This is a genomic window from Roseomonas gilardii subsp. gilardii (assembly GCF_023078375.1).
Lineage (GTDB): Bacteria > Pseudomonadota > Alphaproteobacteria > Acetobacterales > Acetobacteraceae > Roseomonas > Roseomonas gilardii.
Window position 1 is genome coordinate 1,683,456 of the sequence record NZ_CP095554.1, and the last position, 25,101, is coordinate 1,708,556.

18 protein-coding genes and 3 pseudogenes are annotated in these 25,101 nt (G+C 69.1%); 10 read left to right on the forward strand and 11 right to left on the reverse strand.

Annotation, left to right across the window (positions count from 1 at the left end; translation table 11 throughout):
* Nucleotides 1–67 precede the first annotated feature (67 nt).
* From MVG78_RS07560 to MVG78_RS21715, 4 genes and pseudogenes are all read left to right on the forward strand, one after another.
* On the forward strand, nt 68–2,194 hold the full coding sequence (locus MVG78_RS07560) for a bifunctional rhamnulose-1-phosphate aldolase/short-chain dehydrogenase (protein ID WP_247559610.1): 2,127 nt from the start codon (nt 68–70) through the stop codon (nt 2,192–2,194).
* 30 nt (nt 2,195–2,224) lie between these two features.
* Complete coding sequence (gene rhaI / locus MVG78_RS07565) at nt 2,225–3,541, forward strand: L-rhamnose catabolism isomerase (protein ID WP_247559612.1); 1,317 nt, start codon at nt 2,225–2,227, stop codon at nt 3,539–3,541.
* 145 nt (nt 3,542–3,686) lie between these two features.
* A pseudogene (locus MVG78_RS07570) lies at nt 3,687–3,779 on the forward strand (thiamine pyrophosphate-binding protein); the annotation flags it as partial.
* Complete coding sequence (locus MVG78_RS21715; protein ID WP_345892879.1) at nt 3,756–4,001, forward strand: GMC oxidoreductase; 246 nt, start codon at nt 3,756–3,758, stop codon at nt 3,999–4,001. The pseudogene MVG78_RS07570 and the gene MVG78_RS21715, both read left to right, overlap by 24 nt.
* A gap of 39 nt (nt 4,002–4,040) precedes the next feature.
* Here the strand turns inward: MVG78_RS21715 and putA are convergent, their stop codons facing one another.
* Nucleotides 4,041–7,715, reverse strand: a complete 3,675-nt coding sequence (gene putA / locus MVG78_RS07580; protein WP_247559614.1) for a trifunctional transcriptional regulator/proline dehydrogenase/L-glutamate gamma-semialdehyde dehydrogenase — start codon at nt 7,713–7,715, stop codon at nt 4,041–4,043.
* 262 nt (nt 7,716–7,977) lie between these two features.
* Between putA and MVG78_RS07585 the strand changes: the two are divergent.
* The 6 genes and pseudogenes from MVG78_RS07585 (at nt 7,978) to MVG78_RS07610 (ending at nt 16,435) form a co-directional block, all read left to right on the forward strand.
* Nucleotides 7,978–9,128: pseudogene (locus tag MVG78_RS07585) on the forward strand (mandelate racemase/muconate lactonizing enzyme family protein).
* Between the two features lie 273 nt (nt 9,129–9,401).
* Nucleotides 9,402–10,430 (forward strand): mannonate dehydratase, encoded by a 1,029-nt coding sequence (locus MVG78_RS07590; RefSeq protein WP_247559616.1) that lies wholly within the window; start codon nt 9,402–9,404, stop codon nt 10,428–10,430.
* A 156-nt stretch (nt 10,431–10,586) separates the two neighbouring features.
* A complete protein-coding gene (locus tag MVG78_RS07595; RefSeq protein WP_247559618.1) occupies nt 10,587–12,554 on the forward strand; it encodes an ABC transporter substrate-binding protein in 1,968 nt (655 codons plus the stop codon).
* Between the two features lie 47 nt (nt 12,555–12,601).
* Nucleotides 12,602–13,588: an ABC transporter permease gene (locus MVG78_RS07600; protein WP_247559620.1), complete on the forward strand. Its 987-nt coding sequence runs from the start codon at nt 12,602–12,604 to the stop codon at nt 13,586–13,588.
* A gap of 7 nt (nt 13,589–13,595) precedes the next feature.
* The gene (locus MVG78_RS07605) at nt 13,596–14,711 is read left to right on the forward strand and encodes an ABC transporter permease (RefSeq protein ID WP_247559623.1); all 1,116 of its coding nucleotides are present in this window, start codon (nt 13,596–13,598) and stop codon (nt 14,709–14,711) included.
* Nucleotides 14,708–16,435 carry an ABC transporter ATP-binding protein gene (locus MVG78_RS07610; RefSeq protein WP_247559624.1) on the forward strand — a complete coding sequence of 576 codons (1,728 nt, stop codon included), beginning with the start codon at nt 14,708–14,710 and terminating at the stop codon, nt 16,433–16,435. Before MVG78_RS07605 ends, MVG78_RS07610 begins: the two co-directional genes overlap by 4 nt.
* A gap of 51 nt (nt 16,436–16,486) precedes the next feature.
* On the opposite strand, the gene MVG78_RS07615 is transcribed toward MVG78_RS07610, so the two are convergent.
* The 10 genes and pseudogenes from MVG78_RS07615 to mdcA all read right to left on the reverse strand — a co-directional run bounded on the left by MVG78_RS07615 (nt 16,487) and on the right by mdcA (nt 24,902).
* Complete coding sequence (locus tag MVG78_RS07615; protein WP_247559626.1) at nt 16,487–18,022, reverse strand: tripartite tricarboxylate transporter permease; 1,536 nt, start codon at nt 18,020–18,022, stop codon at nt 16,487–16,489.
* Nucleotides 18,022–18,507: a tripartite tricarboxylate transporter TctB family protein gene (locus MVG78_RS07620; protein WP_247559628.1), complete on the reverse strand. Its 486-nt coding sequence runs from the start codon at nt 18,505–18,507 to the stop codon at nt 18,022–18,024. Before MVG78_RS07620 ends, MVG78_RS07615 begins: the two co-directional genes overlap by 1 nt.
* 361 nt (nt 18,508–18,868) lie before the next feature.
* The gene (locus tag MVG78_RS07625; protein WP_247559630.1) at nt 18,869–19,801 is read right to left on the reverse strand and encodes an acyltransferase domain-containing protein; all 933 of its coding nucleotides are present in this window, start codon (nt 19,799–19,801) and stop codon (nt 18,869–18,871) included.
* The gene (gene mdcB, locus MVG78_RS07630; RefSeq protein ID WP_247559632.1) at nt 19,798–20,640 is read right to left on the reverse strand and encodes a triphosphoribosyl-dephospho-CoA synthase MdcB; all 843 of its coding nucleotides are present in this window, start codon (nt 20,638–20,640) and stop codon (nt 19,798–19,800) included. The genes MVG78_RS07625 and mdcB overlap by 4 nt, the downstream gene beginning before the upstream one ends.
* Nucleotides 20,637–21,146 (reverse strand): malonate decarboxylase holo-[acyl-carrier-protein] synthase, encoded by a 510-nt coding sequence (mdcG, locus tag MVG78_RS07635; RefSeq protein ID WP_247559634.1) that lies wholly within the window; start codon nt 21,144–21,146, stop codon nt 20,637–20,639. Before mdcG ends, mdcB begins: the two co-directional genes overlap by 4 nt.
* A pseudogene (locus tag MVG78_RS21995) lies at nt 21,095–21,295 on the reverse strand (hypothetical protein); the annotation flags it as partial. The pseudogene MVG78_RS21995 and the gene mdcG, both read right to left, overlap by 52 nt.
* Nucleotides 21,288–22,016 carry a biotin-independent malonate decarboxylase subunit gamma gene (gene mdcE, locus MVG78_RS07640; protein WP_247559636.1) on the reverse strand — a complete coding sequence of 243 codons (729 nt, stop codon included), beginning with the start codon at nt 22,014–22,016 and terminating at the stop codon, nt 21,288–21,290. The pseudogene MVG78_RS21995 and the gene mdcE, both read right to left, overlap by 8 nt.
* Nucleotides 22,003–22,929, reverse strand: a complete 927-nt coding sequence (locus tag MVG78_RS07645; protein WP_247559638.1) for a biotin-independent malonate decarboxylase subunit beta — start codon at nt 22,927–22,929, stop codon at nt 22,003–22,005. The genes mdcE and MVG78_RS07645 overlap by 14 nt, the downstream gene beginning before the upstream one ends.
* Complete coding sequence (gene mdcC, locus MVG78_RS07650; protein ID WP_247559640.1) at nt 22,926–23,243, reverse strand: malonate decarboxylase acyl carrier protein; 318 nt, start codon at nt 23,241–23,243, stop codon at nt 22,926–22,928. Before mdcC ends, MVG78_RS07645 begins: the two co-directional genes overlap by 4 nt.
* Before the next feature lie 12 nt (nt 23,244–23,255).
* Entirely contained in the window at nt 23,256–24,902 is a 1,647-nt protein-coding gene (gene mdcA, locus MVG78_RS07655; RefSeq protein ID WP_247559643.1) for a malonate decarboxylase subunit alpha, read from the reverse strand.
* Between the last annotated feature and the right edge of the window lie 199 nt (nt 24,903–25,101).

The window sequence follows — 25,101 nt, forward strand, 5'->3', positions numbered from 1 at the left end:
CATGAAGGCGGACCGGCTGGCCCAAGGGCTCGCGCCCGTGATCCGGCCAAGCGTCCAGGGAGGCTCCATGAACACCGTCACCCCCATCATTCCCCTGCTGGAGAACCGCTGGGACGCCGCGCGGGCCGCGACGCTGACGCCGGAGGAACTCCTGCTCTACCGTTCGAACCTCCTCGGTTCCGACAAGCGCGTCACCAACTACGGCGGCGGCAACACCTCCTCGAAGATCCCGATGCGCGATCCGCTGACGGGCGAGGCGGTGACGGTGCTCTGGGTGAAGGGCTCGGGCGGCGATATCGGCACGATGAGGCTCGACGGCTTCGCCACGCTCTACCAGGACCGGCTGCTGCGGCTCCAGGAGCTCTACCGGGGGCCGGAGCAGGAGGATGCGATGGTGGGTCTCTATCCCCACCTGACCTTCAATCTGAATCCGCGCGCCACCTCGATCGACACGCCGCTGCACGGGCTGATCCCCTGGCCGCATGTCGATCACGTCCATCCGGACGCGATCATCGCCATCGCCGCCTCGGCCGACGGCCAGCGTCTGACGCGGGAGATCTTCGGTGACACGATCGGCTGGCTTCCCTGGCGCCGTCCGGGCTTCGAACTGGGCCTGTGGCTGCAACGCTTCGTGTCGGAGAATCCCCAGGCGAAGGGCGTGATCCTGGAGGCGCACGGACTCTTCACCTGGGGCGGGACGCAGCAGGAGTGCTACGAGACCACGATCGGCACGATCAACCGGGCGATCGAATGGCTGGCGCTGCAATCCCAGGGGCGGCCCGCCTTCGGCGGCGAAAAGGTGGCCGCCCTGCCGCGGGAGGAGCGGCGGACCCTGGCGGCGGCGCTGATGCCGTGGATCAGGGGGCTGATCGCGGGGCGCGACCATGGAGGCACCACGACCACCCGCATCGGGCATTTCGACGACAGCCCGGCGGTGCTGGAATTCGTGGGCTCGCAGGCCCTGGCGGAACTGGCGCCGCTGGGCACCTCCTGCCCTGACCATTTCCTGCGCACCAAGATCGCGCCGCTGGTGGTGGCGTTCGATCCGGCGCGCGAGGGGCTGGAGGAGTTGCTGCCACGCCTGGAGCCGGCCATCGCCGCCTATCGCGAAGGCTATGCCGCCTATTACGAACGTTGCAGGCGCCCGGACAGCCCGGCGATGCGCGACCCGAATCCGGTGGTCTATCTGGTGCCGGGCATCGGCATGATCACCTTCGCCGCCGACAAGGCGACGGCGCGCATCGCGGGCGAGTTCTACACCAACGCCATCAACGTGATGCGCGGCGCCTCCACGGTCTCCAGCTATCGCGGCCTGCCGGAGCAGGAGGCCTTCGACATCGAGTACTGGCTGCTGGAGGAGGCGAAGCTCGCGCGCCTGCCGAAGCCGAAGGCGCTGGCCGGCAAGGTGGCGCTGATCACCGGCGGCGCGGGGGGAATCGGCATGGCCACGGCGCGCCGCCTGGCCGATGAGGGCGCCTGCATCGTGCTCTGCGACATCGACCGCGACGCGCTGGCGGAGGCCGAGGCGGCGCTGCGCCGCAGCCATGGCGCCGATGCCGTGGCCTCGGCCTGGGTGGATGTGACGCGGGAGGAAGCGGTCCAGGCACTCTATGCCGAGGCCGCCCTCAGTTTCGGTGGCGTCGATCTCTGCGTTTCCAATGCCGGCATCGCCTCCGCCGCGCCGATCGAGGAGACCAGCCTCGCCCTCTGGGACCGCAACATCTCGATCCTCGCCACCGGCTATTTCCTGGTGACGCGGGAAGCCTTCCGGCTGATGCGGATGCAGGGCACGGGCGGCTCCATCGTGCTGGTGGCTTCCAAGAACGCCATGGTGGCCTCGCCGGGCGCCTCGGCCTATTGCGTCGCCAAGGCCTCGGAACTGCACCTCGCCCGCTGCCTTGCGCTGGAAGGCGCACCGCATGGCATCCGCGCCAATGTGGTGAACCCGGACGCGGTGCTGCGCGGCTCGCGCATCTGGCAGGGGGAATGGGGCGATCAGCGTGCCGCCTCCAACGGGACGACGCGGGAGGATCTGGAGAAGGTCTATATCCAGCGCTCGCTGCTCAAGCGTGGCGTCTATCCCGAGGATATCGCCGAGGCCATCGCCTTCTTCGCCACGGAGGCGCGCTCCGGGAAATCCACCGGCAATATCCTGAACGTGGATGCGGGCCACGCGCCCGCCTTCACCCGCTAGAGCAGGACGGTGTGGAGGGAGGATACGGGCATGAACCAGATCACGAGAATCCGCCCGGTGGACGAGGCGTTCCGGGCGGAGTGCAACCGCGGCCTGGAGGCCGAGACGGCGCGCGACTATGCCTGGCTGGGCGGGAAGCTGGCGGCGCGCGGCATCGACATCGAGGCGGTGGCGGAGCGGGTCGCGGGCTTCGCGGTGGCGCTGCCCTCCTGGGGCACGGGCACGGGCGGCACGCGCTTCGCGCGCTTCCCCGGAGGAGGCGAGCCGGCCAGCCTGCGTGACCGGCTGGAGGATTGCGCGGTGGTGCAGGCGCTGACGGGCGCCACGCCCGGCGTCTCGCTGCACTTCCCCTGGGACGAGGTAACGGACCATGCGGGGCTCCGGGCCGAGGTGGAGGCGCTGGGCCTGTGCTTCGACGCGGTGAACTCGAACACCTTCCAGGACCATCCGGATCATCCCGATCACCCGCTTTCCTACAAGTTCGGCAGCCTGTCGCATACCGATCCGGCGGTGCGCGCCCAGGCCGTGGCGCACAACATCGCCTGCATCCGCGCGGGCGAGGCGCTGGGCAGCAAGGCGCTGACGATCTGGATCGGCGATGGCGCCAACTTCCCCGGGCAGTCGAACCTGCGCGGGGCCTATGAGCGCTATATCGGCAGCGTCCGGCAGATCGCCGCCGCGCTGCCGCCGGACTGGTCGCTTTTCCTGGAGCACAAGCTCTACGAGCCCGCCTTCTATGCCACGGTGATCCAGGACTGGGGCTCCTCGCTGCTGGCGGCGCAGGAGATCGGACCGCAGGCGCGCTGCCTCGTCGATCTCGGCCACCATGCGCCAAACGTGAATATCGAGATGATCGTGGCGCGGCTGGTGCATGCGAAGCGCCTCGCCGGCTTCCATTTCAACGATTCCAAATATGGCGACGACGATCTGGACAGTGGTTCGATCGACCCGTTCCGGCTGTTCCTGGTTTTCAACGAGCTCGTGGATGCCGGGATGGCGCAGGCCTTCGACCGTCCGCCGGCCTATATGATCGACCAGTCGCACAACGTCACCGACCCGATCGAGAGCCTGATCGGCTCGGCCATGGAGATCCAGCGCGCCTATGCCCAGGCCCTGCTGGTGGACCGTGCCGCGCTGGCCGCGCATCAGGAGGCGAATGATGCGCTGATGGCCCATCGCCTGCTGAAGCAGGCCTTCCAGACGGATGTCTCGCCGATCCTGGCCATGGTGCGGCATCGCAAGGGGGCGGCGATCGATCCCATCGTGGCCTATCGCGCCAGCGGCTACCGCCAGGACCGTGCCGCCCGCCGCCCCGCCCGGCGTGGCGGCGGGGGCGGCATCGTCTGAACGGCCCGGATCGTCGCGCTGCGGTGGCGCGGGATGCTGCGCCACCGCATCGATGGCCGCTGGCAGGCAACAGATCCCGCGCCGGCACGTTCAAACGCCGTATTTCGCGGCGTCACCTTCCCGTTTCGCCGCAGAAATTTCCAGAAATCATGCCAAGTTCACCGGCGAGGCCGGCGTCTGCATCGCCACCTCCGGCCCCGGTGCGGTGCATCTGCTGAACGGACTCCACGACGCGCGTGGTCCACCAGCCGGTGCTGGAGCAGAAGACCGATACCTCCTGGCGCGACACGATCGAGAGGGACGTACCCGACGGCGGTGCTGGGACACTCGCAACCTGCGGGTCTGCGACAGCTCGCTCTTCCCCACCAGCGGCGGCGTGAAGCCCTCGCTCACCATCCAGGCCCTGGCCTGCCGGATGGCGGACCGCATCCGTGCCATGGCCCGGCTGGAGCGCGGCTGACGGCCGCGCCTCCTTCGGGCCATCCGCCGGGGCGGCCGCTCAGCCGAGCATCATCAGCTTCGCATTGCCGCCCGCCGCCGCGGTGTTGGTGCTCACCGAGCGTTCCAGCAGCAGGAATTCCGCTGGAGTGCCGCCCTCCGCGCCGATGGCATGGACCGGGACGATGGGGCCATCGAGCGAGGCGAGGTGCCGCGCCAGGGCCTTCAACGCATCCTCCGTCCCGCCGAACAGCACGGCCTGCACCTCCGGGAGCGCGCCGGGACCGGCCTCGCGCACCCAGCCGGCCAGGGCGGGCGGCAGGGGAGCTTCCAGCCTCGCTCCACCGGCGGCGATCAGGGCCTGGTTGCCGGCGGCCAGCGCCGCGGTGATGGCGCGGTGGAGCGTCGCGGCATCGGCCGCATGGCACAGCACCTTGCCGCGCGGCCCGGTGGCATAGGTGTTCCGCTCGCCCACCGGCCCGGGGAGTTCGAGCGAGAGGCCGGCGGGCGTGGCGGCGCAGAGGGCTTCCGCTTCCGCCGCCGCACCGGCCTGCCCCTGCGCAGCCAGCCAGGCCACCCAGGCGCGGGCTGGTTCAGGCACCATGCCCGGCGGCAGACCGGTCGCCACGGGCCGGGCAGCCAGCAGGCGGCGGAGGTAGAGCGGCCCGCCTGCCTTGGGCCCCGTGCCGGAGAGTCCATGCCCGCCGAAGGGCTGCACCCCGACCACGGCGCCGATCAGGTTGCGGTTGACATAGATATTCCCCGCATGAGCCAGGGCGGTGACACGCTGGATGGTCTCGTCGATCCGCGAGTGCACGCCGAAGGTCAGGCCATAGCCGGTGGCATTCACCGCGCGCATCAGCGCCTCGATCCCGTCACGGCGGAAGCGCAGCACATGCAGCACCGGGCCGAAGACCTCCCGCGTCAGGGCCTCCAGGCTGTCGATCTCGATGATGGTGGGCGGCACGAAGGTGCCGTGGCGGCACTCCTCCGACAGTGCCGGCTGGTGCACTGGATGCCCGGCCGCGCGCATCGCCTCGATATGCGCCAGGATGCCGTCCCGCGCCTCGGCGCTGATCACCGGCCCGATATCGGTGGAAAGCCGGTCCGGGTTGCCGGTGGAAAGCTCCGCCAGGGCGCCGCGCAGCATGGCGAGCACACGCTCCGCCACATCCTCCTGCAGGCAGAGCACGCGCAGCGCGGAGCAGCGCTGCCCGGCGCTGTCGAAGGCGGACATCAGCACATCGCCGACCACCTGCTCGGTCAGGGCGGAGGAATCCACGACCAGCGCGTTCTGCCCGCCGGTTTCCGCGATCAGTGGCACCGGCGCGCCGCCGGGGTTCAGGCGCTTCGCCAGTTCCGCCTGGATGCGCTTCGCCACATCGGTGGAGCCGGTGAACATCACGCCACGGATGCGCGCATCCGCGACCAGGGCCGCCCCCACCGTGCCATCGCCCGGCAGCAGTTGCAGCGCCCCGGCGGGGATTCCGGCCTCGTGCAGGATGGCCACGGCCTGCGCGGCGATCAGTGGCGTTTCCTCCGCCGGCTTGGCGATCACCGGATTGCCCGCGGCGAGCGCCGCCGCGACCTGGCCGGTGAAGATGGCGAGCGGGAAGTTCCAGGGGCTGATGCAGAGCACCGGGCCGAGCGCGCGATGCGTGTCGTTGCGGAAGTCCCGCCGCACCTGCGCGCCGTAGTAGCGCAGGAAATCCACCGCCTCCCGCACCTCCGCCACCGCATTGGCGAAGGACTTGCCGGCCTCGCGCACCAGCAGGCCGAGCAGCACCGGCATCCGCTGTTCCAGCAGGTCGGCGGCACGGAACAGGCAGGCGGCACGGCTTTCCGGCGATTCCGCGGCCCAGGGTCCGGCGGCCCCGGCGGCGATGCGCAGAGCGCTCTCGATCGCCTCCGGCGAGGCTTCCACCACCATGCCGACCCGGTCGCGATGGTCGGCCGGATTGGCCACCGGGCGCGGCGTGCCGTGGCCCGCCGCACCGGCCAGGAGCGGTGCTGCGCGCCAGTCCCACGCCGCGCTCTCGCGCAGCGCCGTGGCGAGCCGGGCCAGTTCGGCCTCGTTGCTCAGGTTCAGCCCGGCGGAATTCGGCCGTTCCGCGCCGAAGAGGTCGCGCGGCAGGGCGATGCGCGGGTTCGGCGCACCGGCCGGTGCCTCCGCCGCCACCTGTGCGGCTGGATCGGCGACCAGATCCGCCAGCGTGACGGCGGGGTCCTGGATACGGTTCACGAAGGAGGAATTGGCGCCGTTCTCCAGCAGGCGGCGCACGAGATAGGCGAGCAGCGTCTCATGCGTGCCGACCGGTGCGTAGATGCGGCAGGGGCGGTCCAGCTTCCCCGGCCCCACCACCTCCTCGTAGAGCGGCTCGCCCATGCCGTGCAGGCACTGGAACTCATGGTCGCCGATGCGGAAGGAATCGCCGGACAGGGCGTGGATGCTGGCCAGGGTCTGGGCATTGTGCGTGGCGAATTGCGGGAAGACGGCGTCGCGCGCCTCCAGCAGCTTCCGCGCGCAGGCGAGATAGGAGACATCCGTGTGCCGCTTGCGCGTGAAGACGGGGAAATCCTCCAGCCCGTCGATCTGGGCACGCTTGATCTCGCTGTCCCAATAGGCGCCCTTCACCAGCCGGATCATCAGCCTATGGCCGGAACGCCGCGCGAGGTCGATCACGAAGTCCAGCACGAAGGGCGCGCGCTTCTGGTAGGCCTGCACCACGAAGCCGATTCCGTCCCATCCGGCAAGCGCGGGGTCGAAGCAGAGGGCCTCCAGGATGTCCAGTGAGAGGTCGAGCCGGTCAGCCTCCTCGGCATCGATGTTCAGCCCGATCTCGTAGCGCTTCGCCAGGCCCGCCAGCATGGCCACGCGCGGCAGCAGCTCCGCCATCACCCTGTCCCGCTGCGCGCGCGAATAGCGCGGGTGCAGCGCCGAGAGCTTGATGGAGATGCCCGGCCCCTCATAGATCCCGCGCCCCGCCGCCGCCTGCCCGATCGCGTGGATCGCCGTCTCGTAGTCGCGGGAATAGCGTTCCGCATCCGCCGCGGTGGTCGCGGCCTCGCCGAGCATGTCGTAGGAATAGCGGAAGCCCTTCGCCTCCATCTTCCGGGCGCGGGCCAGGGCCTCGGCGATGGTCTGGCCGGTGACGAACTGCTCTCCCATCATCCGCATCGCCAGATCGACGCCCTTGCGGATCACCGGCTCACCCCCGCGCGCGATCAGGCGCGTCAGCGCGTGGGACAGCCCCGTCTCGCTGCTGGTGGTGGCGAGCCTGCCGGTGACCACCAGCCCCCAGGTGGCGGCGTTCACGAAGAGCGAGGGCGAATGCCCCAGATGCGAACGCCAGTCCCCACCGCCGATCTTGTCGCGGATCAGCGCGTCGCGCGTGGCGGTGTCGGGAATGCGCAGCAGTGCCTCCGCCAGGCACATCAGCGCGATGCCTTCCTGCGAGGAAAGCGAGAATTCCTGCACCAGCCCTTCGACCGCCCCGCGCGTGCCCTTGCGGCGCAGCGCTTCCACCAGCCGTGTCGCCGTGGTGGCCGCCTGGGCGGCGAGCGGGGCCGGAAGGGTGGCGTCCGGCAGGAGGCGAGCGATGCAGTCGGGCTCCGCCGCGCGCTCGTGCCGGGTGATGGCGGCGCGAAGCGGGCTCTGCGTCTGGACCGAGGCGGCGAAGGCGCCGAAGGGGGCTGGCACGGCAGGTGGCATATCGAGGCTGGCAGCGAGCGACATGGGGTGGAGGTTTCCGTCGTATCGGTATGATCGACGGGATATCAGTTTTTTCTGCGATGATGATTCGGTAATGATACCTTATTACAGAATTTAAGAAGGTGATACCGCAGGTTCCCTTTCCGGTTCGGACACGCGGCTGCCGGTCTGTCCGACGAGCCCATTGCAGTCCCCCGCGCCGCATTGTTTCCTGCGCCGGAAAGAAGCCGGAGCGGCGGGTGTTCACCCGCCGCGGCGAGACCGGTCAGGCGAAGGGGAGGGAAGGGTGCGGATCGAACGGCTGCGCGCCTTCATGACACGCGACAGGAACCGTCCGCGCGTGCTGCTGGCCATGGACACGGATGCCGGGATCACCGGCTGGGGCGAATGCTACAACCACGGCCCGGACAAGGCCCTGCCGCCGCTGCTGGACTACCTCTCCACCTTCCTGGCGGGGCAGGACCCGCGGCGCATCGAGTACCTGGTCCAGTTCCTGATGCAGCAGTCCCGCTTCCCGCCCGGGGCGCTGGGACTCGCCGCCATCTCGGCCATCGACCACTGCCTCTGGGACATCTCGGCCAAGGCCCTGGGCGTGCCCGTCTATATGCTTCTGGGCGGGCACGCGCGCGACCGCGTGCGGGTCTATGCCGGCGTCTACACCGCCCCGGATCCGCCGGAGGCCCGGGCGGAAATGGAGGCGCTGCACGCGGCATGGGGCTTCACCGCCTTCAAGCTCAGCCCCTATCGCATCGACCTGCACGCGCATCGCTGGGGGGAGGTGGTGCGGAGCAGCGCGGAATACTTCCGCCAGTTGCGGGAAACGCTGCCCTCCGGCTTCGAGATCGCCTTCGACGCCCATGGCAAGATCTTCGAGCCGCGCCAGGCGATGCAACTGGGCAACGCCCTGGCCCCCTATGATCCGCTTTTCTTCGAGGAGCCGATCCGGCCGGAGAATGTCGAGGCCTGGGGCGCCTTGCGGCGCGGCCTGGACTGCACCCTGGCGACGGGGAATCCCTCTACAGCCGCTTCGAGTTCCTGCGTCTCCTGCAGGCCCAGGGCTGCGACATCATCCAGCCGGACATCTGTGCCGTGGGCGGGGTGCTGGAGATGCGCAAGATCGCCGCCATCGCGGAGGCGTATTACGTCACGGTCGCACCGCACAATCCGATGGGGCCGCTCGCCACGGCGGTGAACCTGCATTTCTGCGCGTCACAGCCGAACTTCCGTATCCTGGAATACCGCCTGCCACCAATGGAGGAGGGAGAGGGCTGCTATGTCCGCGATCCCTACCTGCCACGGGACGGGTATCTCGAACTCCGCCCGGAACGGCCGGGCTGGGGCGTGGAGATCGACGAGGCTTATCTGCATCAGGACGGCTACATCCACTGGGAGCGCAAGGTGCCACGCCGCCCCGACGGTTCGACCGCCTTCCCCTGAAGGAGCCTGATTGATCATACCATTCGCGCCGGGCCGGATGCATGGCCGGAAAGGTTGCTAACCCGGTGGGAGGCCGTGTGCGGAACCTTCCCGCGGTCGCGCGGGAACCTTGCCGGAAGCCTGGGAATCCGCTTGTGGAACGGCCCATTTTGGCCCTACTCATATGACAAATATAAGAGCCGTGGTGTCTTTTCGGACATCTGGAATGGGAGAGCGGGCCTTGGCGCGAGAATCATGCCCCGAATCATGCCCCCGGGTGATGGATGCGGCCGCTTGCGCCGCCATGGCCGCTGGCCGGGGCAGGAACTGACCATGCATCTCGGCACCCAGGTTCCTGCCCGCGACGACGACGACTACCGGGTGATGGCGCAACTCGGCATCCGCCATGTCTGCGCCGACCCACCGGGCAACCCGCATGACTGGACGCTCGACACGCTGCTGCGCTTCCGCGACAAGATCGCGGGCTTCGGCCTTTCGCTCGACATGGTGCAGTTGCCGCTGTCCTCACGCCCGATCGAGCAGCAGCACAGCCCCGACATCCTGTCCGCCGGACCGGACCGAGACCGGCAGATCGACAGCATCTGCCGCCTGATCGAGCGCCTGGCCCAGGCGGGCATCCCGGCCGCCAAGTACAACCTCAACATCATCGGCATCCCGCGCACCCCGATGGAGCCGAGCCGGGGCGGCGCGATGAGCGAGGCCTTCCGTTGGGAAAAGGCCGATCACGATGCGCCGCCCACCCTGGCGGGCATCCTGCCGGAGGAGGAGAACTGGGCGCGCATCGACTACTTCCTCGAACGCGTCGTGCCGGTGGCGGAGAGCAACCGCGTCCGCCTCGCCTGCCATCCGCACGATCCCTACACGCCGCCGGGCTATCGTGGCGTGACGCGCGTACTGGGCACGGTGGAAGGGCTGAAGCGCTTCGTGCAGATGCGCGAGAGCCCTTACCACGGCCTCAACTTCTGTCAGGGCACGGTGGGCGAGATGCTGGACGACCCGCGGCGCGAGGTCGGCGAGGTCATCCGCTGGTTCGGTGAGCGGAAGAAGATCTTCAACGTCCATTTCCGCAACATCCGCGGTGGCAGGCTCTCCTTCATGGAGACCTTCCCGGAGGATGGCGACATGGACATGTGGGAGTCGCTGAGGATCTATGGCGAGGTCGGCTATGAACACATGATCATGCCCGATCACGTGCCGACCATCAGCGGACGCGATCCCCGGGATACCGCCTTCGCCTTCTGCTACGGCTATATCACCGGGCTTTTGCAGGCGATGGGGCGGCTGGACCGCAAAGATGATTGACTTTGATCGATGATGATTATTACCCTGTCATGAACTTCGATTGAACCAGCGCGGCCCTGGTTTCCACCGGCCTGCAAGTAAAAACCCGCCAAAGAGCGGAAACAAAAGCGCGAAGCGCAACCGACGGGGAACAGCCCTGGCGGTCTGGAGGAAGAGATGTCCGAGTACGAGGAAAGCCGCTCCCGGGCGGTCCCTGAATCCTGCCGGCTGGAGCGCCGCCGCCTGTTGCAGGGCGCCGTCGGCGCCACGGTGGCCATGGCCCTGCCGGGCATCGCTTCCGCACAGGGCGCGGCGAAGGAGGCACCGGACCTGGCCAAGCTGGTGGCGGACAAGAAGCTGCCGCCGCTGGCCGAACGCCTGCCGCGCAACCCGCTGGTGATCCAGGTCGAGAAGGTCGGCAAGTATGGCGGCGCGCTGCGCCGCGGCCTGCGTGGCTCGGCCGATCACAACGGCATCCTGCGCATCGTCGGCAACCAGGGGCTGGTGCGCTGGAACCTGGACTTCACCCAGGTGCTGCCCAGTGTCGCGGATCGCTGGGAGGTCAACGACAACGCCACCGAGTTCACCTTCCATCTGCGCCCAGGCATGCGCTGGTCGGACGGGCATCCCTTCACCGCCGACGACATCGTCTTCGCCATCGAGGATTGCTGCAAGAACAGCGAGCTCTACCGCTCGCCTCCCAGCTCGATCGTCATCGACAACAAGCCGGGCACGGCGACCAAGATCGACGACAGCACGGTGAAGTTCACCTTCGCCGCGCCCTATGCCCTGTTCCTGGAGACGCTGGCCACGCCGCTGGGGCAGCAGCCAACGCTCTTCCCCAAGCACTACGCCTCGCAGTTCCATCCGAAGCACAACCCGGACGTGGCGAAGCTGGTGCAGCAGGCCAACCTGTCCGACTGGCCCTCCCTGTTCCGGGTGAAGCTGGGCGATGTGGAGATCCCCTCGCGCTGGGGCAATCCGGACAAGCCGGTCCTCGACCCCTGGGTGATCAAGGAACCGTATACGGGCGGCGCCTCCCGCGTGGTGCTGGAGCGCAACCCGTATTTCTGGCAGGTGGATCAGGCGGGCAACCAACTCCCCTATATCGACCGGCTGACGCTCGGCATCTCCCAGGATGTCGAGAGCCTGATGATCGACGCCGTTTCCGGACGGCTGGACCTGCAGGACCGGCACATCGACGCGTTGCAGAACAAGCCGACCCTGTCGCGTTCCGCGCAGCGCGGCGGCTACCGCCTCGTGGAGCTGGTCGCCTCCGGCGCGCAGCAGATGCAGATCTACCCGAACATCACCCACAAGGATCCCGGCATGCGGGCGATGCTGGCGAACAAGGAGTTCCGGCAGGCGCTGTCGCTCGGCATCAACCGCGCCGAGATCATCGAACTGATCTATCTCGGCCAGTCGGAGCCCTACCAGATGGGGCCGCGCCCCGGGCATCCCTGGTACCATGAGAAGCTGGCGCGGCAATTCACCCAGTTCGATCAGGCGCAGGCCAATGCCATCCTGGACAGGCTGGGCTACAACCGCCGCGACTCGCAGAACTTCCGCCTGCGCCCGGATGGGCAGAAGGTGTTCTTCGCGGTCGACGTGATCCCCGTGCTCTATCCGGATCAGGTGGACGCGCTGGAACTGGTGAAGCGCCACTGGGCGGCGATCGGCGTGGACATGAAGGTCAACACCATCGAACGCGCGCTCTACTACACGCGCGGCGACAACAACGACCATGACGCGGCGGTCTGGCCGGGGCCGGGTGGGCTCGACCCCATGCTCGATCCGCGTGATGCCTTCGCGCAGCACCCCCAGGGCACCCGCTACGCCATCCCCTGGGCGCAGTGGTACGTCTCGAGCGGCAAGGAGGGGCAGGAGCCGCCGGAGCACCAGAAGACGCGCATGCAGCTCTTCGATCAGGCCCGCGGCACCGCGGACCTGGGGAAACGCGCGGCGATCATGAAGCAGATCTACGACATCGCGGCCGAACAGTTCGAGCCGATCGGCATCTGCCTCGCCGTCAACACCTTCGGCGTCTGCAGGAACGAACTGCAGAACGTGCCGGCGAAGTATCCGAACTCCTGGGCATGGCCGAATCCCGGCCCGGCCCTGCCGCAACAGTTCTTCTTCTCCTGACAGGGGGCGCCCGGCCGGCGCGGTGAGCACCGGCCGGGCGGCATGCCATGCTCCGCTTCATCCTCAGACGCCTGGCCTGGATGGTCCCATCGCTGCTGGTGGTGTCCTTCCTTGCCTTCGTGCTGATCCAGCTTCCGCCCGGCGACTACGTCACAACCTACATCGCCACCCTCGCCGCCTCCAACGAGGTGGTGGACCAGAACACCGCCGCCGAGCTGCGCTCCCGCTTCGGGCTCGATCAGCCGATGATCGTCCAGTACTGGAAGTGGATCAGCAACATCGTCTTCCGCGGTGATTTCGGCCTCTCCTTCGAATGGCAGCAGCCGGTCAGCGGGCTGATCTGGGAGCGCATGGCGCTGACCCTGGTCCTGACCTTCGCCTCCCTGCTCGTCACCTGGGCGATCGCCCTGCCGCTCGGCGTCTTCTCCGCGGTGAAGAAGTACTCCATCGCCGACTATGTGCTGACCTTCATCAGCTTCGTCGGGCTGGCGGTGCCCTCCTTTCTGCTCGCCGTCGTGCTGATGTACGTCGCCGCCGTCGAATGGGGCCAGGAGGTCGGCGGCCTCTTCTCCAACGCCTATGTCAACGAGCCCTGGAGCATGGGCAAGGTCTGGGATCTGCTCGCGCATCTCTGGATCCCCGTCATCATCCTGGCCGTCTCCGGCACGGCGAGCCTGGTGCGTGTGATGCGGGCGAACATGCTGGATGAGTTGCACCGCCCCTATGTCACCACCGCCCGGGCCAAGGGGCTCTCGGAGTTCCACCTGCTGGTGAAATACCCCATGCGGGTGGCGCTGAACCCCTTCATCTCCACCATCGCCTGGCTGCTGCCCAACCTCGTCTCCGGTTCCATCATCGTGGCCATCGTGCTGAACCTGCCGACGGCGGGGCCGATGCTGCTGCAATCGCTGATGAGCCAGGACATGTACCTGGCCGGCGCCTTCGTGCTGCTGATCTGCGTGCTGACCCTGCTGGGCTCCCTGATCAGCGATATCCTCCTCGCCATCGCCGATCCGCGCATCCGGCTGGAGTAGGGACCCCATGTCAGACGCCGTCCTCGGAACCGTCGATCGCCAGAGCCTCGCCGTCGCCTCGCAGTGGCAGTTGGTCTGGTGGGCCTTCCGCCGCCACCGCCTGGCCATGATCGGGCTGGTGATCACGGCCATCTTCTACATCATCGCGCTGGTGCCCGGCTTCTTCGCGATCAACGATCCTGAGCAGCAGAACACCCGCGCCGCCTACCACCCGCCGCAGATGATCCGTTTCGTCGCGCCGGATGGCAGCTTCGGCCCCTTCGTCCACCCCTCGATCCTCAAGCGCGATCCCGAGACACTGGAGATGCGCTACGTGCCGGACGAGACACGCGCGGTGCGTCTGCGCCTGTTCGGCCAGGGCTACGAATACAGGTTCCTGGGCCTTTTCCCCACCCGTGTGCACCTGCTGGCCCCGGCCGAGCCAGGGCAGGTGGTGATGCCGCTGGGTGCCGACCGGCTCGGGCGCTGCGTCTATTCCCGCATCATGCAGGGCGCGCAGATCTCGCTCTCGGTGGGCCTCGTCGGCGTCTTCCTGTCGCTGACGCTGGGCATCATCCTGGGTGGCGTCTCCGGCTATTACGGCGGCTGGGTGGATTCCGCCGTGCAGCGCGCGGTGGAATTCGTGCTCTCGCTGCCTTCCATCCCCATCTGGCTCGCCGCCTCGGCGGCGCTGCCGCATGACTGGCCGGCGACGCTCAACTACTTCATGATCACGCTGATCCTTTCCCTCACCGGCTGGGCGCAACTCGCCCGCGTGGTGCGCGGCCGCTTCCTCAGCCTGCGGACGGAGGATTTCGTGGCGGCCGCCCGGCTGGACGGAGCCTCGGAGAAGCGGGTCATCTTCCGCCACATGCTGCCCTCCTTCGCCAGCCACATCATCGCCTCGGTGACGTTGGCCATCCCGGCGATGATCCTGTCGGAAACCTCGCTCTCCTTCCTGGGCCTCGGATTGCAGCCGCCGACCATCTCCTGGGGCGTGCTGCTGCGGGAGGCCCAGAACATCCGCTCCATCGCCACCGCGCCCTGGCTCTTCGCCCCGGGCGTCGCCGTGGTGCTGGCCGTGATCGCCCTCAACTTCCTGGGAGACGGTCTGCGCGACGCCGCGGACCCGTACAACAAATGAGCGCCACGATCCTGGAGGCCCGGCCGGCGGCTTCGATGCCGGCACCCTCCGACACCGTGCTGGAGGTGCGCGACCTCGTCACGCATTTCCCGACCCGGGCAGGGGTGGTGAAGGCGGTGGACGGCGTCTCCTTCACCCTGCGGCGCGGCCGCACGCTCTGTGTGGTGGGGGAAAGCGGCTCGGGCAAGAGCGTCACCGCGCGTTCCATCCTGCAGATCGTGGATGCGCCAGGGCGGATCGTCGGCGGTTCCATGGTGCTGCACCGGCCGGATGGCAGCACGGTGGACCTCGCGAAGCTGCATCCGCGCAGCCGGCAGATCCGCGCGGTGCGGGGGCGGGAGATCGCGATGATCTTCCAGGAGCCCATGTCCTCGCTGTCCCCGGTGCATACGGTGGGGGACCAGATCACCGAGGTGCTGCGCCTGCATCTCGGCATGAGCAAGGCTCAGGCGCGGGCACGCTGCATCGAGCTGCTGGGGCAGGTGGAGATTCCCCACCCCGAACGGGCGATCGACCGCTACACCTTCGAGTTCTCCGGCGGCATGCGGCAGCGCGTGATGATCGCCATGTCGCTGGCCTGCAATCCGTCGCTGCTGATCGCGGACGAGCCGACCACCGCGCTCGACGTCACCACCCAGGCGGAGATCCTCGACCTCATCAAGCGCCTCCAGGCACAGCACGGCATGGCGGTGATGTTCATCACCCATGACATGGGCGTGGTGGCCGAGATCGCCGACGAGGTGCTGGTGATGTACCACGGCAAGGTCGTGGAAGGTGGTCCCGTGGACCAGGTCTTCCATGCACCGCAGAACGCGTACACGAAGATGCTGATCGGCTCCGTGCTCAAGCTGGAGCATGAGGCGGAGATCCGCCAGCACCGCAAGCCCATCCCGGCTGAGGCGCCGCCGGTGCTGGACGTGCGCGGCCTCACCATGATTTTCGGCAACGCGAAGAACCCGGTCCTGGCGGTGGACGACGTTTCGCTCCAGCTCCGCCCGGGGGAGACGCTGGGCATCGTGGGGGAATCCGGCTCCGGCAAGACCACGATGGGCCGCTGCCTGCTGCGGATGTACCAGCCGACCGCCGGCGCCATCCGCTACCGCCGCTCCGATGGCGGGATCGTCGATCTCGCCACCGCGAACAAGGAGGTGCTGGCCGCCGCGCGGCGGGAGATCCGCATGGTCTTCCAGGACCCCGTCTCCTCGTTGAACCCGCGCATGACCGTGGCGCAGATCGTGGGCGAGCCGCTTCTGGTGAACCGCATCGCCAAGGGACGGGAACTCGACGGGCGCGTGGCCGATTTGCTGAAGCAGGTCGGGCTGAACCCTGACTGGCGGGAGCGCTACCCCCATGCCTTCTCCGGCGGGCAGCGGCAGCGCATCGGCATCGCGCGCGCCATCGCGCTGAACCCCCGCGTGATCGTGGCGGATGAGGCGACCTCTGCGCTGGACGTGTCGCTGCGGGCGCAGATGCTGGACCTGCTGATGGGGCTGCAGGACCGGCTGGGCCTGTCCTATGTCTTCATCAGCCATGACCTCGGCGTGATCCGCTACATGTGCGACCGGGTGGCGGTGATGTATCGTGGCAGGGTGGTGGAGACGGGACCGGCGCGGCAGGTCTGCGACCATCCGACCCATGCCTATACCCAGGCCCTGCTTTCGGCCATCCCGCGCCCCGATCCGCGGGCGCGGCGGATGCACCAGCGCTTCCGCTACGTGGCCTGAGACCGGGCAGGCGCTTCAGGGCGGGAGGGGCGAGCCCTCCCGCCATGCCGTTCAGGCAACCACGTCGGAAGGCGGGATAGGGAGGCTATCGCCCCCCTTGCCCATGCGCTTGCGGATGGCGAAGAAAGCCTGTCCGGCCAGGAGCAGCACGATGATGCCCAGGATCGTGCCGCTGATCGGATGCGTGACGAAGGTGGAGAGCTGCCCACGGGAGAGCAGCATGGCGCGCCGGAAGTTCTCCTCCACCATCGGCCCCAGCACATAGCCCAGCAGGATCGGGGCGATGGGGAAGTCCAGCGCCATGAAGACCGCGCCGAAGACGCCGAAGGCCAGGACCTCGTAGACCGCGAAGATGTCGTTGTTCACGGAATAGGCGCCGATCGCGATGAAGAAGACCGCGGAGGGGAAAAGGAAGCGGTAGGGGACCTGGAGCAGCTTCACCCAGACCCCGATCAGCGGCACGTTGAGCACCATCAGCATGACGTTGCCGACCCAGAAGCTGGCGATCAGCCCCCAGAAGACATCCGGATGCTCGGTCAGCAGGCGCGGGCCGGGCTGGATGCCGTGGATCAGCAGGGCGCCCAGCAGCAGGGCCATCACCGCGTCGCCCGGGATGCCCAGGCTCATGGTCGGGATGAAATCGACCTGGGTCTTGGAATGCGAGGCAGCCTCGGGCGCCGCCACGCCGGCGATCATGCCGGTGCCGAACTTCTGCGGCGTGCGGGAGATCTTCTGTTCCAGCGCATAGGCGATGAAGGTGGTGATGGTCGGCCCGGTGCCTGGCATGGCGCCGAACAGGGTACCGACCAGGGTGCCGCGCAGCATGGGGAAGAAGGCTTCCCGGGCCTCGGCGCGGCTGGGGCGCATGTCCCGCAGGCTCACGGAACCGGGGCTGTTGATGTGCTTCATGCGGTTCACGTGCCGCAGGAAGTCGGCGATGCCGAAGACGCCCATGGCGATCGAGACCAGCTCGATCCCATCGCTGAGCTGCGGCATGCCGAAGGTGAAGCGCTGCGTGCCCGTCTGGACGTCGGTGCCGATGGTGCTGATCAGCATGCCGATCACCGTCATGGCGAAGCCCTTGATCGGCGAACCGCGGGACATGGTGGAGCCCGCGATCAGCCCGAGCAGCATGATCGAGAAGAGCTCCGTCGGGCCGAACTTGAAGGCGACCGTGACCAGCAGCGGCGAGGCGAAGATCATGACGATGATGCCGAAGGAGGCGGCGAAGAAGGAGGACATCATGGTCAGGCCGAGCGCCGTGCCGCCCTTGCCCTTCTGCGTCATCGGATAGCCGTCGAGGCAGGTGACGGCATGCGGCGGATGCGAGGGCAGGTTCAGCAGGATGGCGCCGATCGCCCCGCCATACTGGGAGCCGTAGAAGATGCCCGCCAGCATCATGATCGCGGGAACCGGCTGCATGGGATAGGTCAGCGGCATCAGCATCGAGATGGCGGTGAGCGCGCCCGTGCCCGGCAGCACGCCGATCAGATTGCCGACCAGGACGCCGACGAAGCACCAGAACAGGTTATAGGGCTCGAGGGCCAGGCCGAAACCGAAGCCGAGATCCTGCAGGGATTGCCACATCAGATGAAATCCCGGCTGAAGAGCGGAAAGAGGATGCCGAGCCCCCACCAGAAGACGAGGACGCCGGCGATGGTGACGCCGGTGGCGAGCAGGAGGATCTCATGCAGCCGGTTCTCGCGGTCGCCGAGGGCCGCGATGAAGACGCAGGCGAAGGTCGCCGGCACCAGCCCGGTTTCCTCGCCGAGCACCGCGAAGGCGACGACGGAAAGGCAGATACAGATCCAGCCGCGCCATTCGGCGGGCAGCCGCGCGGCCTTGGCCCGGGCCTGGGCCGGGTCCATTTTCCGCAGGAAGGTGGCACCCAGCAACGCGGCGCCCGTGAGGGCGAGGATCAGCCCCAGGGCCAGCGGGAAGAAACCCGGCCCCATGCGGGTGAAGCTGCCGATCTGGTAGCTCTGCGCGTGGTAGGCCGAAGCAAGGCCGACTGCGAGTAGTATGAAGCTGCCGCAATAATCCCGATATTGTGGAGATGTCAGTTTGTTCATTGAACATTCCCAGGGAATTTATTGATTCGCGATAGCGTATTTCCAAGTAAATCCCCTCGCAAGGACTTGCGGTGCTGAATGGTGCAGACGGTTGGTTGCTGACATGCGGCGCTGGATGGGGGTGGGATTCCCCTTTTCCATCAGTTGGTTGGAATTTTCCTGCACACGGACAACCGGCTCCAGGCCAGCAGGAGGGGCTCCAGGACGGCCAGAGGAAGGAATATCCGAGACCATGAAGGCTGTCAGCGAAGTAAAGAAAAAGTAATGGCGAAATTGAAACAAGGGCGCTCAACCTGTCGCCAGACTGTCCGGCAAGTGACGTCGTGTACGTGTCCCGCCCACCTCCGGGCGATGCGATCCGTCAGGCGGCGAAACCCGCCAGCCAGTGCCGCACCCCGTCGAGGCCGCGGAAATCCTCCAGGCTGCGCGCGGGGATGCCGGGGCAGGCTTCCGCCGCCATGGCCGAAAGGGCCCGGCCCGGCCCGAGTTCCAGGAAAACGCTGGCTCCGGCCTCGTCACAGGCCTGCAGGCAGGCGGCCCATTCGATGGTCTGCGCCAGTTGCGCCGCCAGCTTCTCCGCGCCTTGCACCCCGCTGAGCACCGGGGCCGCGTCGATGCCGCTCAGCAGCCGGCATCCGGGGGCCGGGCGCTTCGCGGGCCGGGCCTCCTCGATGGCGGCACGGAAGGGGGCGACGGCACCGGCCAGGAAGCGCGTGTGGGAGGCGACATGGACGGGCAGGGGTTCGGCCCGCAGGGCACCGGCCGCGCGGGCGGCGTCGCACAGCGCGGCCAGGGCGGCTTCCGGGCCGCCGACCACATGCAGCAGCCCCGGATTGACGATGGCCAGGGCCACGCCATGCCCGGCGCAGAGGGCCTCGACCCGCCGACGCTCCAGGCCGCGGATATAGGCCAGTCCTTCCCCGGGGCCGCCCGCATCGTCCATGGCGCCGGCCCGGCGCGCGATCAGCGGCAGCACCCGCTCCGGCGGCAGCAGTCCGGCGCAGCCCCAGGCGGAAACCTCGCCGAGACTGTAGCCGGCCAGGATCAGCCGTCCTCCCAATGCCTCGCGCAGCGCCAGAAAGGCGGCGAGTTGCTGCGTGCCGCACAGGATCTGCGCCATGCGGTTTCCGTGCAGGGTGGCGGCATCCGCCTGCCGGACGAGGCGGCGCGGGTCCTCGCCCAGAAGCGCCGCGGCGGCGGCGAAGACCGGCGTGGCCTCCGGTGCCGCTTCGGTCAGCGCGAACATCCGGGCATGCTGCGTGCCCTGGCCGGGGCAGAGCAGGGCGAGGGTCACGGTGCCTCCATCGCCCGCAGGAAAAGGCTCATGGCGAGAAGATCGGCCGAGCCGCCCGGGCTGAGGCGCCGGGCCACGAATGCCGCGCTGATCCCGGCTGCCGCCGCGCGCCAGCCCGGCCGGCCTACGCCACCGGCCTCCAGGAAACCACGGGCGGCCGCCTGCGCGAAGGCAAGGCCCTCCGCCCCGCCCCGGTGCAGCAGGTTGGTGTCGCCCAGCGTGGCGATCAAGGCGAAGCAGGACTGGACGCGGGCCGCCTCGTCATCCCCCGGCGCCAGGATCGCACCCTGGTGCAGGGCGGGAAGGCCAGCGCGGTAGAGGGTGGGGAAACCCTCCGCCGCCTCCTGCCGCGCGCCGCCCGCGCCATAGCGGTGGGCGGCGCGGCCGCCATGGCTGTCGGGGGCGGGCGGCGTGCCGAGGATCTCCCCGCCCCAGAGACGTTCCACCACATCGCCCAGCCTGCCCCGGGCGCCCACCAACCGGGCCCCGGCGGCGGCGCAGAGCAGGCCCAGGCCGAAGATCGCGCCGCGATGCGTGTTCACCCCCGCCGTGGCGAGGAGCATGGCCCGCTCCGCCTCCAGCCCGATGGCGCGAAGCCGGGGCATGGTGGCGCCCTCGCTGCCGGCCAGGGCGAGGCGGGCGAGGAAAGGTTCAATGGCCGCCGCGCTGCGCCGGAAGCTGTCCGCATCCATGTCCGTGTGGCTGCCATTGTCCACATGGCTGACCAGGCCGGGCTTGGGCCAGGTCTCGACCTCCAGGACCAGGCAGCGCGCGGCGAGGCCGCCGATCCGCGTGGCCTCGGTCCGCAGTGCATGGGGCAGGGGGCGGATGAAGCTCACGCGGCCTCCGCCGCACCGAGGAAAGCCGCGCGCGGATGCAGCGCCACGTCGCCGGTGCCCTTCACCAGGATCTCCGCGCCGCCGGCCTGGAGCTCGCGCCAGTTCGCGCCGCTGCCATCGGGCAGCAGCACCTCGCCATCCAGCCGCATCGGCGCCCGGGCCTCGATCCGCGCCAGGGCGGCGAGCAGGGCCTCCATCCGGACGGGCGGCAGGACGGGCCAGAGCAGGTCGAGGTCGGAGGCGGGGCCGAGATAGTCCAGCCCCGTCAGCGCTGTCCAGCCCAGGCTGCCGAAGACGCGCGGCGTGGCATGGTGTTCCGCACCCAGGGCAAGCAGCGCCTCCAGCACGGGCCGCCAGCCCGGGGGGCGGAGGGCAGCGCATCGGCCAAGGGCAAAGGCGGGCGGATCTCCGTCACCGTGCCCCTGGGCAGCAGCACGGCGAGGCGCCGCTTGCCCGCGGAGGGTGGCAAGGGCAGCCCGGCCGCGACCCCGCCGCCGGCCTCGCATTCGCCGCGCCGCCGCGCCACCAACGGCCAGCCACGTTCCGCCCAATGGGCGAGAAGCGGCTCCGCTTGCCATTCCGGCCGGGCCTCCAGCACGGCGGCCCAAGCTGCGGGCGAGACCCGTAGCAGGGCGTGGCGCGGCGCCTCAGCCATGGCGCAGGGCCAGTTCCTGCACCCGTGCCGCGATCTCCGCCGCCTTGGGCCGGCCGCCGCGTTCCTGGCCCAGCGCGGCGCGCGTGTCGCGTTCCGGCAGGCCACGCGCCAGCAGGGCCTGCAACTGCCCCGCCAGCGGGGCCGCCGGGTTCCAGCTTTCCAGCACCGCGCCGGTCTGGGCCAGGTTGTCCAGGCCGGGGGCGAAGACCGGGGTGGACTTCGCCTTCTCCTGCAACACTTCCAGCGGCAGCTTGGTCACCCGCGCCATGGAGGGCAGGTCCATCACCGCCGGCTCCGCCCCGGGCAGGGCCACCAGCACGCGCGTTGCCAGGGCGGTGGCGATGAAGGCGCCCGCCGCCGTGTGGCCGTAGAGGAGGCCGATGGTCGGCCGCCCGCGCAGATCGGCGAGGACGAGGCACTTCGCCAGATGCGCCAGGAACTCGTTCAGCCCCAGCAGCTCGTCCCGCCGGCTCATCCGCTGGCTGTCGCTGTCCACCAGCACCAGCACCGGGCCGTTCCCACCGCGCTCCAGCGCCGCGAGGACATGGCCGGACAGTGCCAGCGCCCCCTCCACGCCCAGCGCCGCGCGGCGCGCCACGCCGATCACCACGGCCTCCTGTCCATCCGGCAGCGTGCCGCCACCGGCGATCAGCCCGTCCTCGCCGATGCGGACCGCATGGCCGGCGGGGAAGAGGGAGGCGAGGATGTCAGCGGGCGTCATCGGCGCTCTCCGCGATGCGGGTGGCGAGGTCCGCGAAAGCCTTGTCATCCAGGTCGGGCACGCTGTCCGGCGCCTCGGCCCCCACATCGGCTCCCAGGGCGCGCCAGATCTCGCGCGCATCGGTGCTGTTGCCGAAGCGTTGCAGCCGCGCCTCCAGCCGCTTCTGCTCCGCCTGCATCGCGGCGAGGTCGAAGCCGCCCGCCTCGCGCAGCGCCCGCAGCGCGGCCTCGCGGAACGCTCCCATCGTATCGGCGCAATAGGCATCGGCCCCGCCCAGCAGGCGGCGGTGCCTGCCGCCCATGGTCCGCCAGATCAGCGGCCGGTCGCGGGAGTCGAATTCCTCCACGCCCTTGTTGGTCTCGATCACCTCCGGGCCGGAAACGCTGATGCGCCCCTGTTCCGAGACAACGAGGCGCGAGCAGCAGCCGGCGATCAGCCCGCCGCCGCCATAGCAGCCGTTGCGGCCGCCGATCAGCCCGACGACGCGCGCCCCGGCGGCGCGGGCCTCCAGCAGCGCACGCATGATCTCCGCGATGGCGAGCTCCCCGGCATTGGCCTCCTGCAAGCGCACGCCGCCCGTGTCGAAGAGGATCAGAACGCGGCCCGCCGCGCCCCGCTCGCGCGCGGCGCGCAGCAACCCGGTCAGCTTGGCGCCATGCACCTCGCCGAAGGCGCCGCCCATGAAGCGGCCTTCCTGCGCCGCCACCAGCACGGACTGTCCCTCGATCCGCCCGGCGCCCGCCACCATGCCGTCGTCGAACTGGCGCGGCAGGTCGAAGAGCGGCAGATGCGGGCTCAGCTCGCGCGTTTCGGGGCCGAGGAACTCGGTGAAGCTGCCGGGGTCCAGCAGCCCCTGGAGGCGCTGCCGGGCGCTCGCCTCGTACCAGCTCGCCTTGAGGAGATCGAGGCTCACGGCGCGTCCTCCTCGATCATGCGTTGTGCCTGGGCGAGACGCAGCGCCACCGTGTCCGGCCGTGCCCCGCCGTCATTCACCGAAAGGCGCAGGCCCCCGGGTGAGCGGCGCGCGACGAAATCCGCCACCACCGCCTCCCAGACCGGGCCGAAGCCATGCGCCGCGGTGGCGATCTCCACCACGCATTCCGTGCCGGGCAGCGCGCGCTCCACCAGCACTTCGAGATTGCCGGACGCGACCACGCCGGCGATCGCCGTCTTCCGCGTGCCGCCGGCCGGCTTCGCGGCCTGGTGGCGGAAGGTCAGATTCTCCATGGGATCGTCTCCTCACCAGTTCCGGAAGCGCGCGGGCGGCTGGTAGAGCCCGCCCGACCAATGCGCCAGATCCTTGATCGAGCGCGCCGCCAGCAGGCCGCGATCGGCATCCAGCGGGTCGATGCCCAGATCCTCCGGCCGCCGGATCACGCCGCGTTCGCGCAGCCGCGCCACCAGCTTCGCATCGCGCCCGCGCCCGAGCGGGGTATAGCCCGCGACGCCGCGGATCGCCTGTTCGCGCTCGTCCCTGTCGCGGCAGAGCAGCAGGTTGGCGATGCCTTCCTCGGTGACGATATGCGTCACGTCATCGGCATAGACCATGACCGGCGCCAGATCGAGCTTCAGCTTCTCCGCCAGCAGCAGCGCGTCGAGCTGTTCCACGAAGAGCGGCGCGTTCTTGTCGCCGAAGGTCTCGCCGATCTGCACCACCAGCTTGCGCCCGCGCCGCAGCGCGGCGGCACCGTCCGGATCGGCCTCCCGCCCCGCGCGCAGCCAGGGCTCGCTGGGATGCCGCCGTCCGCGCGCGTCGGAGCCCATGTTCGGCGCGCCGCCGAAGCCCGCGATACGCGACTGTGTGACGGTGGAGGAATGCCCCTCCAGGTCGATCTGCAGCGTGGAGCCGATGAACATGTCGCAGGCATAGAGGCCCGCGGTCTGGCAGAAGGCGCGGTTGGAGCGCAGCGAGCCGTCCGCGCCGGTGAAGAAGACATCGGGCCGCGCCGCGATGTAGCGGTCCATCCCGACCTCGGAGCCGAAGCAGTGCACCTGCTCCACCCAGCCGCTCTCGATGGCCGGGATCAATGTCGGATGCGGGTTCAGCGCCCAGTGGGTGGCGACCTTGCCCTTGAGGCCGAGGCGCTCGCCATAGGTCGGCAGCAGCAGCTCGATGGCGGCGGTGTTGAAGCCGATGCCATGGTTCAGCCGGCGCACGCCGTATTCGGCATAGATCCCCTTGAGCGCCAGCATGGCGGTGAGGATCTGCGTCTCGGTGATCGCGGCCGGGTCGCGGGTGAAGAGCGGCTCGACATAGAAGGGCCTGCCCGCCTCCACCACGAAATGCACGCGGTCGCCGGGGATGTCCACGCGGGGGACCTTGTCCACCACCTCGTTCACCTGCGCCACCACCACCCCGTTCTTGAAGGCAGTGGCCTCCACCACGGTCGGCGTGTCCTCGGTGTTGGGGCCGGTGTAGAGATTGCCCTCGCGATCCGCGCTCACCGCCGCGATCAGCGCCACATGCGGCGTCAGGTCGATGAAGTAGCGGGCGAAGAGCTCCAGATAGGTGTGCACCGCCCCCAGTTCGATCTGTCCGCCATAGAGCATCCGGGCGATGCGGGCCGATTGCGGACCGGAATAGGCGAAGTCCAGCTTCCGGGCGATGCCCGTCTCGAAGATGTCTAGATGCTCGGGCAGCACCACGCCCGACTGCACCATGTGCAGGTCGTGCACCTTGTCCGGGTCGAGCCCGGCCAGGGAGCGGGCCAGCAGGTCCGCCTGCTTCTGGTTGTCACCCTCCAGGCAGACGCGGTCGCCGGGGCGCAGCACGGCCTCCAGCAGGGCACCCGCCCTGGCCGCGGGCACCACCTTGCCCTGCGCCAGGGGCGCCCCCGCGGCGATGCGGGCCTCCCGCGCTTCCTGTTCCTGGCGCCATTGGGCCATGCCTTCCCTCCCAGGCTCGTGGCAGGGCTCGCCGGACGTGGCGGCCCCGTTGCCGGCAGAGTGGCGCATCCGGCATTTCGTGTACAGGGCAAGTTTGTTGTCGGTTCATTGCATACTTTGTTGCTTCATGGATGGAGTTCCGCATACATGAACTCAGGCCGGCACCAGACCGGCCCACCATTCGGGAACATCCAGGAAG